The 12873-nt window shown below is 66.1% G+C and carries 7 protein-coding genes and 1 pseudogene; 5 read left to right on the forward strand and 3 right to left on the reverse strand.

Translation table 11 applies throughout. The features are described from left to right. Positions 1-24: 24 nt before the first annotated feature. From glgX to IEW19_RS06735, 5 genes are all read left to right on the forward strand, one after another. Positions 25-2265: a glycogen debranching protein GlgX gene (gene glgX, locus IEW19_RS06715; RefSeq protein ID WP_188570879.1), complete on the forward strand. Its 2241-nt coding sequence runs from the start codon at positions 25-27 to the stop codon at positions 2263-2265. Continuing rightward, positions 2262-4589: a malto-oligosyltrehalose synthase gene (gene treY / locus IEW19_RS06720; protein WP_188570880.1), complete on the forward strand. Its 2328-nt coding sequence runs from the start codon at positions 2262-2264 to the stop codon at positions 4587-4589. Before glgX ends, treY begins: the two co-directional genes overlap by 4 nt. Beyond that, positions 4586-6355 (forward strand): malto-oligosyltrehalose trehalohydrolase, encoded by a 1770-nt coding sequence (gene treZ / locus IEW19_RS06725; RefSeq protein ID WP_188570881.1) that lies wholly within the window; start codon positions 4586-4588, stop codon positions 6353-6355. Before treY ends, treZ begins: the two co-directional genes overlap by 4 nt. 21 nt (positions 6356-6376) lie before the next feature. Further along, on the forward strand, positions 6377-7417 hold the full coding sequence (gene mgrA / locus IEW19_RS06730; RefSeq protein ID WP_188570882.1) for an L-glyceraldehyde 3-phosphate reductase: 1041 nt from the start codon (positions 6377-6379) through the stop codon (positions 7415-7417). A 159-nt stretch (positions 7418-7576) separates the two neighbouring features. Next, entirely contained in the window at positions 7577-8662 is a 1086-nt protein-coding gene (locus IEW19_RS06735; RefSeq protein ID WP_188570883.1) for an inositol-3-phosphate synthase, read from the forward strand. A 763-nt stretch (positions 8663-9425) separates the two neighbouring features. On the opposite strand, the pseudogene IEW19_RS24195 reads toward IEW19_RS06735, so the two are convergent. From IEW19_RS24195 to IEW19_RS06750, 3 genes and pseudogenes are all read right to left on the reverse strand, one after another. Then, positions 9426-9956 (reverse strand): annotated as a pseudogene (locus IEW19_RS24195) (formate--tetrahydrofolate ligase); the annotation flags it as partial. Between the two features lie 108 nt (positions 9957-10064). Next, positions 10065-11330 carry a D-inositol-3-phosphate glycosyltransferase gene (gene mshA / locus IEW19_RS06745; RefSeq protein WP_188570884.1) on the reverse strand — a complete coding sequence of 422 codons (1266 nt, stop codon included), beginning with the start codon at positions 11328-11330 and terminating at the stop codon, positions 10065-10067. Between the two features lie 85 nt (positions 11331-11415). Beyond that, positions 11416-12828 (reverse strand): family 4 glycosyl hydrolase, encoded by a 1413-nt coding sequence (locus IEW19_RS06750; protein ID WP_188570885.1) that lies wholly within the window; start codon positions 12826-12828, stop codon positions 11416-11418. Between the last annotated feature and the right edge of the window lie 45 nt (positions 12829-12873).

Below are 12873 nucleotides of genomic sequence, written 5' to 3' on the forward strand. Positions count from 1 at the left end.
GCTGACCAATAAATGAGGAGCACGATGGAAGTCTGGCCTGGAACCGCCTACCCGCTGGGAGCTACCTTTGACGGCACCGGCACCAATTTCGCCCTGTTCAGCGAACGGGCCGAGCGGGTCGAACTCTGCCTCCTGGCCGATGACATGACCGAAACCCGGATCGAACTGACCGAGGTGGACGGCTACGTGTGGCACTGCTACCTGCCGCACATCCAGCCCGGCCAGAAGTACGGTTACCGGGTCCACGGACCGTACGATCCCGCGAGCGGTAACCGATTCAACCCGAACAAGCTGCTCATGGACCCCTACGCCAAGGCCATCCAGGGCCAGATCGACTGGGACCCTTCGCTCTTCTCCTACGAATTCGGCGATCCCGACTCCCGCAACGACGCCGACTCCGCGCCGCACACCATGCACGGCGTGGTCATCAACCCGTTCTTCGAATGGGACGGCGACCGCCAGCTCAAGATCCCGTACCACGAGTCAGTCATCTACGAAGCCCACGTCAAGGGCCTCACTGAGCTGCACCCGGAAATCCCCGAAGAGCAGCGCGGCACCTACGCCGGTGTGGCGCACCCCGCGGTCATCGAGCACATGAAGAAGCTCGGCGTCACCGCCATTGAGCTCATGCCCGTCCACCAGTTCGTCAACGACGGCACCCTGGTGGAGAAGGGGCTCAACAACTACTGGGGCTACAACACCATCGGTTTCTTCGCCCCGCAGAACACCTACAGCGCAACCGGCGACGTGGGGCACCAGGTCCAGGAATTCAAGGCCATGGTCCGCGACCTGCACCGCGCCGGCATCGAAGTGATCCTCGACGTCGTCTACAACCACACCGCCGAAGGCAACCACCTGGGCCCCACGCTGTCCTTCAAGGGCATCGACAACCAGGCCTACTACCGCCTGGTGGACAACGACCTCAAGCACTACATGGACTACACCGGCACCGGAAACTCGCTGAACGTGCGCCACCCCCACTCCCTGCAGCTGCTGATGGATTCCCTCCGGTACTGGGTCACCGAGATGCACGTGGACGGGTTCCGCTTCGACCTCGCCTCCACCCTGGCCCGCGAGTTCTACGACGTGGACAAGCTCTCCACCTTCTTCGAACTCATCCAGCAGGACCCGGTAGTTTCCCAGGTCAAGCTGATCGCCGAGCCGTGGGACGTGGGCCCCGGTGGCTACCAGGTGGGCAACTTCCCGCCGCAGTGGACGGAATGGAACGGCAAGTACCGCGACACCGTCCGCGACTTCTGGCGCGGCGAGCCTTCCACCCTGGGCGAATTCGCGTCCCGCCTGACCGGCTCCGCCGACCTCTACGAGAGCTCCGCCCGGCGCCCGGTGGCCTCGATCAACTTCGTCACCGCCCACGACGGCTTCACCATGCGTGACCTGGTCTCGTACAACGAGAAGCACAACGACGCCAACGGCGAAGGCAACAACGACGGCGAATCGCACAACCGCTCGTGGAACTGCGGCGTTGAAGGCGACACCGATGACGACAAGGTCCTGACGCTGCGGGCCCGCCAGCAGCGCAACTTCATTGCCACGCTGCTGCTCTCCCAGGGCGTCCCTATGCTGCTGCACGGCGACGAACTGGGCCGTACCCAGCAGGGCAACAACAACACGTACTGCCAGGACTCCGAGCTCAGCTGGATTCACTGGGAAGCCATGGACCAGCCGCTGGTGGAGTTCACCGCCTTCGTCAACAAGCTCCGGCACGACCACCCCACATTCCGCCGCAGCCGGTTCTTCGACGGCCGGCCCGTACGCCGTGGTGAAGGCGAGAAGCTGCCGGACATCGTCTGGCTGAAGACCGACGGCACCGAAATGCTGCCCGAGGACTGGGGGAGCGGTTTCGGCCGGACCATCGGTGTGTTCTACAACGGAGACGGCATCCAGGAGCAGGATTCCCGCGGCCGCCGGATCACCGACGACAGCTTCATCATGGCCTTCAACGCGCACGACGACGTTGTGGACTTCTGCCTGCCCGCTGACGAGTACTCGCAGTACTGGGAGGTCCAGTTCGACACCGCAGCCCAGGCTGACGACTACGAACCGCTCAAGGCCGGCGCCACGCTGAAGCTTGAGGCAAAGTCGATGGTGGTGCTGCGCGCCTACTCCGGCCCCGAGGCAGAGGTTGACTACTCCGCTGCGGCTTCCCTGGCCTCCATGGCCGAGCACGAGGAAGCCCAGGAGGAGATGGTGGAGGCCCAGACCAAAGCGGCGGAAGCGAGCGAGGCAAAGGCAACCAAGGCATGAGGACCCCGGTCTCCACATACCGTTTGCAGATCCGCAGCAGCTTCACCCTGTTCGACGCCGCCGAAAAGGTTCCGTACCTGAAGGACCTCGGTGTGGACTGGGTGTACTTGTCACCCATCCTCACCGCGGAGAAGGGCTCGGACCACGGCTACGACGTGACCGATCCCTCCGCCGTGGACCCGGACCGCGGCGGCCCGGAAGGCCTGCTGGCCCTGTCCAGGGCGGCCCGCGAGCACGGCATGGGCGTCCTGGTGGACATTGTGCCCAACCACGTGGGCGTGGCTTCCCCGCCGCAGAACCCGTGGTGGTGGTCCCTGCTTCGTGACGGGCGGGGCTCGCCCTACGCCGAAGCCTTCGACGTCGACTGGGACCTGGGCGGCGGAAAGGTCCGGCTGCCCATGCTGGGCTCGGACGCCGACCTGGACAAGCTCGAGGTCAAGGACGGCGAACTGCGCTACTACGACCACCGCTTCCCTCTGGCCGAGGGCACCTACACCGAGGGTGACTCCCCGCAGGACGTCCACAGCCGCCAGCACTACCAGCTGATGGACTGGCGCCGTGCCGACGCCGAGCTGAACTACCGGCGCTTCTTTGCCGTCACCACGCTCGCCGGCATCCGGGTGGAGGAGCCCTCGGTCTTCCAGGAGGCTCATGCCGAAGTGGGCCGCTGGTTCACCGAGGACCTGGTGGACGGGCTCCGCGTGGACCACCCGGACGGGCTGGCCGATCCCGCCGGCTACCTCCGCTGGCTCAAGGACCTCAGCGGCGGCGCGTACGTCCTGGTGGAAAAGATCCTTGAACCAGGCGAGGTCCTGCCCCAGGAGTTCGCCTGCGAAGGCACCACCGGATATGACGCGCTGGCGGACGTGGACCGGGTCTTCGTGGACCCGGCAGGGCAGCAGGCCCTGGACGCACTGGACGCCTCGTTGCGGGGGACTGCCGAACCCGCGGACTACGCAGGCATGATTCGGGGCACCAAGCGCATGATTGCCGACGGCATCCTGCGCTCGGAGGTGCTGCGGCTGGCCCGGCTGGTTCCCGAGTCCCACGGACTCAGCGTGGACCAGGCAGCGGACGGCGTCGCGGAAATCATCGCATCCTTCCCGGTGTACCGGTCGTACCTGCCGGTCGGCGCCGACGTCCTCAAGGAGGCCTGCGAGTCCGCCGCGGCGCACCGGCCGGACCTGGAAGTGGCGGTGGGAACCCTCCTTCCGCTGCTGCTGGACCCTGCCAATCCCATCGCCATCCGGTTCCAGCAGACCTCCGGCATGGTCATGGCCAAGGGTGTGGAGGACACCGCGTTCTACCGCTACACACGCCTGGGCACCCTGACCGAGGTGGGCGCCGAACCCACCGAGTTCGCCGTGGCGCCGGAGGCATTCCACCAGCGGATGCAGCGGCGCCAGCAGGAGCTGCCGTTGTCCATGACCACGCTGTCCACCCATGACACCAAGCGCAGCGAGGACGCCCGGGCCCGGATCTCGGTTATCGCCGAACTGCCGCAGGAGTGGGCGGAAACACTGGAGACGCTCCGTGGCCTGGCGCCCATTCCGGACGGTCCGTACGAAAACCTGCTGTGGCAGGCGATCGTCGGGGCCTGGCCGGCAAGCCGGGAACGGCTGCAGGGCTATGCGGAAAAGGCTGCCCGGGAAGCAGGCAACTCCACGACGTGGACCGAACCCAACGAAGACTTTGAGTCCAAGGTGAAGGCTGCCGTTGATGCAGTCTTCGACGACGCCAAGGTTTCCAAGGTGGTTGACGATTTCGTGGCCCGCATCGACGCCCTCTCCGCCACCAACTCGGTGTCCGCCAAACTGGTCCAGCTGACCATGCCCGGCGTCCCTGACGTGTACCAAGGCAGCGAGTTCTGGGAACGGTCCCTGACCGACCCGGACAACCGCCGCCCCGTGGACTTCGGCGCACGTCAGGCTGAGCTGGCAAAGCTCGACGCCGGAACGTTGCCGGCCGCGGGCACCGAGGCCAGCAAGCTTCTGGTCACCTCCCGGGCACTGCGCCTGCGCCGGGACCGGCCCGAGCTGTTCCAGGGGTACGCGCCCGTGGCAGCCACCGGCGCGGCCGCCGCGCACCTGCTTGCGTTCGCCCGCGGAACCGATGCCTCCTCCGGCGCCCTCACGCTTGCAACCCGGCTCCCCGCCGGACTGGAAGCCGGCGGCGGATGGCGGGACACCGCCGTCGACCTTTCCACTGCCATGCGCGACGAACTCACCGGAGCCACTCACGGCCCCGGCCAGGTTTCGGTGGCAGAGGTCCTGGGTACCTACCCGGTGGCCCTGCTGGCACCCGTGGACGGAGAGAAAGCATGACCCTGGTCAACGTTGGCCCCGAACGCTTCGACGTGTGGGCGCCGGACGCTTCATCGGTGGTGCTGCTGGCCGACGGCAGGCAGTACACCATGCAGAAGAAGGAAACAGCGCCGGGAACCGAAGGATGGTGGACGGCGCCCGACGCCCCGGCGGACGGCGACGTTGACTACGGCTACCTGCTGGACGGGGACACCACCCCCATCCCGGACCCGCGGTCCCGCAGGCTCCCCGCCGGGGTGCACGAGCAGTCCCGGACCTACGATCCCGCCGCCTACGCGTGGCAGGATTCCGGCTGGGGCGGCAAGGACCTGCAGGGTGCTGTGATCTACGAGCTCCACGTAGGAACCTTCACGCCCGAGGGAACCCTGGACGCCGCCGTGGAGAAGCTGGGCTACCTGGCGGACCTGGGCATCGACTTCGTGGAACTGCTGCCGGTCAACGGATTCAACGGGACCCACAACTGGGGCTACGACGGCGTCCAGTGGTACACCGTGCACGAAGGCTACGGGGGCCCGGCTGCGTACCAGCGGTTCGTTGATGCCGCGCACGCAGCGGGGCTCGGCGTCATCCAGGACGTGGTCTATAACCACCTGGGACCCAGCGGCAACTACCTCCCCAAGTTCGGCCCGTACCTCAAGCAGGGCGACGCCAACACCTGGGGCGATTCCGTGAACCTGGACGGGCCCGGCTCGGATGTGGTGCGCGAGTACATCCTGGACAATCTGGCCCTCTGGCTCAGGGACTACCACGTGGACGGGCTCCGCCTCGACGCGGTGCACGCACTCCGGGACGAGCGGGCCGTGCACATCCTGGAGGACATGGGGGCTTTGGGCGACGCCGTTGCGGCTGAGACAGGTCTGCCCAAGACCCTGATCGCGGAGTCGGATCTGAACAATCCGCGGCTCATCTACCCGCGGGACGCCAACGGGTACGGCCTGGCAGGGCAGTGGAGCGACGACTTCCACCACGCAGTCCATGTCAGCGTCAGCGGCGAAACCACCGGCTACTACTCGGACTTCGAATCCCTTGCGGTGCTGGCCAAGGTGCTGAAGGACGGGTTCCTGCACGACGGCAGCTACTCAAGCTTCCGCGGGCGGCACCACGGCCGGCCCATCAACGCCTCGCTGGTCCACCCGGCAGCATTGGTGGTCTGCAACCAGAACCACGACCAGATCGGCAACCGGGCCACCGGCGACAGGCTTTCGCAGTCCCTGTCCTACGGGCAGCTGGCAGTGGCCGCGGTCCTCACGTTGACCTCGCCGTTCACTCCCATGCTGTTCATGGGCGAGGAATACGGCGCCTCCACACCGTGGCAGTTCTTCACGTCCCACCCCGAACCGGAGCTCGGAAAGGCCACCGCGGAAGGGCGCATCAGGGAGTTTGAGCGCATGGGGTGGGATCCCGCCGTCGTGCCCGACCCCCAGGACCCGGAAACCTTCCGCCGGTCCAAGCTGGACTGGGCCGAGGCATCTACGGGTGACCACGCGCGGCTCCTGGAGTTGTACCGGTCGCTGACGGCGCTGCGCCGCGAGCATCCCGACCTGGCGGGGCTCGGCTTCGGCGAGACAGAGGTTTCGTCCGACGACGACGCGGGCTGGTTGCGGTTCCGGCGCGGATCCGTTGAGGTGCTGGTGAACTTCTCGGACTCGAAGGCCCGGCTGGAGGAGGCTGCCGGCAGCGTCCTCCTGGCCACTGATGAGGGGACCGCGCTGGACGGCGCGGCCCTCGCACTGGCGCCCTGGAGCGCCGCCATCCTCAAGTCCTGAAACGACGGAAGAGAGAACTTTATGACGTACGTTGCAGCGGACAACCGCTACGAATCCATGCCCTACCGCCGGGTGGGCCGCAGTGGGCTCAAGCTTCCGGCCATCTCCCTTGGCCTGTGGCACAACTTCGGCGACGACAAGCGCTTCGAGGAACAGCGGGACATCCTCCGCCGCGCCTTCGACCTTGGCGTGAACCACTTCGACCTCGCCAACAACTACGGGCCGCCGGACGGGTCTGCGGAAACCAATTTTGGCCGGCACCTGCGGGACGACTTCAGGCCCTACCGCGATGAACTGGTGATTTCCACCAAGGCGGGCTACTACATGTGGCCTGGGCCGTATGGTGAGTGGGGTTCGCGCAAGTACCTGATTTCCAGCCTGGACCAGTCGCTGGAGCGGATGGGCCTGGAGTACGTGGACATCTTCTACAGCCACCGGCCGGATCCGGAAACGCCCCTGGAAGAGACCATGGGAGCCCTGGACTACGCTGTCCGGTCCGGAAAAGCACTGTACGCCGGCATCTCCTCCTACACCCCGGAGCAGACCCTCGAGGCCGCGCGCATCCTCAAGGAACTGGGCACGCCGCTGCTGATCCACCAGCCCAGCTACTCCATGCTCAACCGCTGGACCGAGGACGGTTCGCCGAACCTGTACGAGGTACTGGACCAGGTGGGCGCCGGTTCGATCGCTTTCTCGCCCCTCGCGCAGGGCATGCTCACCGACCGCTACCTCCACGGCATCCCCGCCGACTCGCGTGCGGCCAAGGCACGGTTCCTGTCCGAGGATTCAATTACCGACGAGAAGCTGGACCGGGTCCGCGGCCTGCGGAAGATCGCCGAGGGCCGCGGACAGTCCCTCGCCCAGATGGCCATCGCCTGGATCCTGCGCGACCAGCCCAAGGGTTCACCCGTCACGTCGGCTTTGGTGGGTGCCTCCAGCGTCCGGCAGTTGGAGGACACGCTGTCCGCCATCAACAACCTCAGCTTCTCTGATGAGGAACTGACAGCGATTGACGAATTCGCGGTGGAATCAGACATCAACCTCTGGAAGCAGGACGCCTGATTTTCGTCCCTCCCATTCAAAAGGCGGGACGGGGAACAAGCCCCCATCCCGCCGTGTTGGGTAATATGTAAAGGCGCCGCGCGGCGCCGTGCCAGCCGGCCGCCGTCGTACTTTCTGCGTAGCAAACCCGGCCGGCTGACATTTGTCCTAAGGAGTTCTGTGTCTTCACATCCGATCCGTGTTGCAATCGTTGGCGTGGGTAACTGCGCTGCCTCGCTGGTGCAGGGCGTCCAGTATTACAAGGATGCCAATCCGGCCGATACTGTTCCGGGCTTGATGCATGTTGAGTTTGGCCAGTACCACGTGGGTGACGTTGAGTTCGTCGCCGCGTTTGATGTGGACGGCAAGAAGGTGGGCCATGACCTGTCTGCGGCGATCCTGGCGAGCGAGAACAACACGATCAAGATTGCGGATGTCCCGCCAACCGGTGTCACGGTCCAGCGTGGCCACACCCTGGACGGGCTGGGCAAGTACTACCTTGAGACCATCGAGCAGTCCACCGAAGAGCCCGTGGACGTTGTCCAGGCTTTGAAGGACGCCAAGGTTGATGTCATGGTCTGCTACCTGCCGGTCGGTTCGCAGGAGGCTGCCGAGTTTTACGCCCAGTGCGCGATTGACGCAGGGGTGGCGTTCGTGAATGCACTGCCGGTGTTTATTGCCGGGACGAAGGAGTGGGCTGACAAGTTCACGGCTGCTGGGGTGCCGATCGTGGGTGACGACATCAAGAGCCAGATCGGTGCGACCATTACGCACCGGGTGATGGCGAAGCTGTTCGAGGACCGGGGTGTGACCCTGGACCGGACGTACCAGCTGAACGTTGGTGGAAACATGGATTTCAAGAACATGCTGGAGCGTGACCGGCTGGAGTCCAAGAAGATTTCCAAGACCCAGGCGGTGACGTCCAACGTTGAGGCTGAGCTGGCTGCCAAGGATGTCCACATTGGCCCGTCAGATTATGTGCAGTGGCTTGATGATCGGAAGTGGGCGTTTGTCCGCCTTGAAGGCCGGAACTTTGGTGACGCGCCGGTGTCCCTGGAGTACAAGCTGGAGGTTTGGGATTCGCCGAACTCTGCCGGTGTGATCATCGACGCGATCCGTGCGGCGAAGATCGGCCTGGACCGTGGGATCGGCGGGCCGCTGCTGTCGGCGTCGAGCTACTTCATGAAGTCCCCGCCGGAGCAGTTCAACGACGACCTCGCCCGCGAAAAGGTCGAGGCCTTCATCCGCGGCGACCTGGAGCGCTAAACCTGACGCTCCCTCACCCTCCGGGGTGGGGGAGCGTTTCCCCTTAACACGCCCGCTCACCTTCGAAGGGTATTTCCGAAACGCGCGCTCACTTTTGACGGGTTTTTCAGGAACGCCCGCTCACCTGAAGTGGCATCCTTCCCAGCGTCCCTCAGAATGATCGGGGCGGGGATGGATCTGGCTTGTCCAGGTCGAGGTCTGCCCATGGGGGCCAAACGCGAGAGCTTGGCGGCGGGACCAGAAGCCCAAAGATCCCACGCATGGACCGCTGCAACTAGCAGCTGCTGACGAAACCCGCCGTGACCGTGGATTCCGACAAAGAACTTCTCAGGGCCCGCCTGATCTTCTTGATGGCGGCCGCGAAGTTGTCTTCCTGATCGGCTTTGTCGATGATGACGACAGTCCATCCCGCTGCTTCAAAAGACCTGTCCCTTCTCCGGTCGCTTATACGCTGCGGTTCCAGAAGGTGGTGCCCGCCGTCGTACTGGATGGCAATTCTTTGCCTGCCGTAGCCTAGATCGGCCGACGGTGACCGAGGGTCTCCAGGCCGAAGTTTCAGCTGCAACTCAGGCGCAGGAAGGTTTGAGTCCATCATGGCCAATCGAAGGAAGGTCTCAGGAGCAGAGTCGGACCCCACCCGCACCAGTTCCAGTGCCTGTCTGGCACGCACAACGCCTTGGAGATTCGGATGGCGGGTAATGAGCGCCCGCAGTTCCCCAATCGTTGAGTGAGGGCTGTCCCTGTCCTCGAAGTCGAGCCGAGGCTGACGGACTAATTCGTCTCCCATGGCCACCAAGTCGCCCAGGGGTAACTGCCTTGCCATGATGTTCAGCGCGTTGCCCTGGTAGATGTGGTTGTCCACCAGTGCCATCAGGGCGTTGTTGGCCGAAGTGATCGCATGGAAGTCCCCGGTGAAGTGCAGGTTGATCTCATTCATGGGGAGCACCTGCGAATAACCCCCGCCGGTGGCGCCGCCCTTCATGCCCAGGACCGGGCCCAGCGACGGCTCCCGCAGCGCGATCATCACCTTGTGGCCGGCCCGGGCCAGCGAGTCGGCCAACCCCACAGTGGTGGTGGACTTGCCCTCGCCGGCCGGGGTGGGGGACATGGCCGAGACCAGCACCACCTTGCCGTGCGGAGCCGGCGCCGTAAGCCTGGCCGGATCGATTTTCGCCTTGTACCGCCCGTACTGTTCCAGCGCGTCAGAATTGACCCCCGCCGCGGCCGCGATCTCCCCAATGGGCCGGATCCGGGCAGCCCTGGCTATCTCAAGATCAGAAGGAAGCGCAGACATCCTTGTCCTTTCCCGCACCGGCAGGCGCCGGACACCTGCCCCTAAGCTAACAGCACGCCGGGCGGAGAACGAAGGGCCGCGCACGAATGAACAAAGCTGGAAGGAAATTCAGGAGGCAGGAACCACCGGCGCCAGGCGGCGGCCCACAAAGGTGTCGACGGCGGCGTGGTAGCTTTCCAGCGTGATCGCGGCAGTGCGCTGCCAGCCGGAGTTTTGGGCGCGGATGGCGGCGGCGCGGCCCAGGTCCTCGCGGGTGGCGGGGTCGTCGTACAGGGCTTCCAGCGCATCCGCCCAGTCTGCCGCGTGATGGCCGTCCACCAGAAGGCCGGTGCGGCCATGGAAGATGGCCCGGGAAAGCCCGCCGACGCGGGTGGCCACCACGGGCGTGCCGCAGGCCTGCGCCTCAAGGGCCACCAGCCCGAAGGATTCGCTGAAGGAAGGCATCACCACAACGTCCGCCGCCCGGAACCAGGACGCAAGCTCAGGCGCCTTCACCGGCGGAAGCTGCGTGACGACGTCGTCCATTCCTGCCTCCGCCACCAGGCAGCGGAGGTTGAATTCCTTGTTGCCGCTCAATGCGCCCAGGACGGTGACGCGCAGGTCGATGTCCGGGCGGCGTTTCCGCAGCAGCGCGGCAGCCTTGACCAGGACCTGCGGGCCCTTCAGCCGCTGGATGCGGCCCGCGAACACCAGATGGAAGGTGTCGGGGCTGACGCCGTGCTCCGCTCTGGAGCGTGCCCGGAATGCGGGGGTGAACGTGGCGAGGTCCACGCCGGGCGGCGCGATGTCGATCCGGTCGTAGGCGGCGCCGTAGTGGGACACCAATTCGGCGGCCTCCGAGCTGGTGTTGGCGATGAGCCGGGCCGCGCCGTCCACGATGCGGTGTTCGCCCACCTCGCGCCGCCGGGGCTCGGGCTGTTCGCCGGACTCCAGCAGCAGGTTCTTGACCTTGGCCATGGTGTGCATGGTGTGCACCAGGGGCACGCCCCACAGCTGGGACAACTCCAGCCCGGCGATCCCGGACACCCAGTAATGCGAATGGATGACGTCGTACCGGCCGTGGGGCTGGCGGCGGCGGATCTGCTCGATCTCAGCAACCATGGCGTGCAGCAGGCCGGGAAGTTCCTCTTTGGGGATCTTTTGGGGCGGGCCGGCGAGGACGTTGTGCACGCACACGCCGGGATCCGGGTGCTCGACGGCGGGCTGGTCGGCCGAGGTGGCACGCGTAAAGATCTCCACCTCCACGCCCGCCTCGGCCAGTGCTGAAGCCAGCTCGCGGATATAGACGTTCATTCCGCCGGCATCGCCGGAGCCCGGCTGTTCCATGGGCGAGGTGTGGAGGGAGAGCAAAGCGACCCTGCGGATCAGTGCCATGGGACCTCCTTCCGGCCGCCGGCGCGTGTCAGGGTAGCCGGCTCAGTGCGCATCCGATAAAACACTACTCCTTCCCCTAACGCCCTCAGCCCTCCCACATCTTCCCCAAAGCCGGAAATGCCCGCTCATAACCGGCCAGAAGCTGCGCGGCGAGATCCACAGAATCCACGAGCGGATGCCGTGCGAAGGCTTCCAGGGCGGCTGCACGGTTGCCGGTGGTGGCGGCCTGGACGGTGAGCCGCTCCACCTCCTTGACCCGCTGGAGCAGCCCAAGTTGCTGGCCGGCCGGCAGCTGCTGGGGCAGCGGGACGGCGCCGTTGGCCGTGACCGTGCAAGGGACTTCGACGACGGCGTCCGCGGGCAGGCCGGGAAGGGCGGGTTGGGCAGGGCCTGGGGTAGCCGTGGGCGGCGCGGGTGCGGCAGGCCCCACTGTGGCCGGCAGCGCGTTCCGCGTGTTGAGGATCAGTTGGGTGTCCCCGCCGCCGGCAAGGGCCCGCATGGCCGCCAGCGCCACCCGCTCATAGCCGCCCCCGGCCAGGTCCTCCTCATCCCGGCGCTCGCCCCCGCGCCGCGCCTCGGCCAGGTACCCCTCTTCGCGGGAGCGCCGCGCCTCCTCCCACAGCCGGTATGCCTCCGGCCCCGCAGCTGCCAGCCGCGGATACAGCTCCTGCTGCTGGCTGTGGATGGTCTCGCCGCGGGTCCGTGCCATTGCCTGCATCGCCTGCCGGGCGGCATCCCGTTGGTAGTAGTAATACAGGTACTCGTTGGGGAGCAGGCCCAGGCTGGCCAGGAACGGCTGCGGGAAGAGCCTGCCCTCCTCGAACGATTGCAGGGCCCCAGCGTCAGCAAGCAGGCCAGGCAGCACGTCCCGGCCGCCGGACTCCAGCCGGTATAGCCAGCCCAGATGGTTCAGGCCGTAGTAGCCCACGCCGTCGAGCCGTCCCTCCGCCAACGGAAAGCCGGCAGCGCCCGCGGCCCGGTGCACCAGCCCGCCCGCGGAGTCGCAGATCCCGATGGCGCGGTGCCCCAGGACGGGGAGCAGCGCCTCAGTAACCATTCCGGCCGGGTTGGTGAAATTGATCAGCCACGCGTCCGGGCAGCGATCGCGCATCAGCCGGGCAAGGTCCAGCATGTAAGGAATGGTCCGCAAAGCATAGGAGATCCCGCCAGCCCCGGTGGTTTCCTGCCCCAGCAGCCCAAGGTCCTGCGCCACCCTTTCATCCGCAACGCGTCCTGCCGTGCCGCCGGGCCGGATCGCGGCGAACACCATGGTGGTGCCGGCCAGGGCGCCGGCAAGGTCGGTGGTGGCGTGGACCGGAAGGTGCGCTCCCTGGCCTCCGGGCATACTGCGGAGCACGTGGGTGACGGCTCCGAGGCGGCCGGGATCGACGTCGTACAGCACCAGTTCGGTGACCAGCCCGGAAAAACGCCCGGACACCAATGCCCGGTATATCAGCGGCACCCGGAAACCCCCGCCGCCGGCAATCAGAAGCCGCATACCATGCAGTCTAGGACCGGCCTCTGACAGCCTGTCCACACCCCT

This window comes from Arthrobacter liuii (genome assembly GCF_014639275.1).
Taxonomy (GTDB): Bacteria; Actinomycetota; Actinomycetes; order Actinomycetales; family Micrococcaceae; genus Arthrobacter; species Arthrobacter liuii.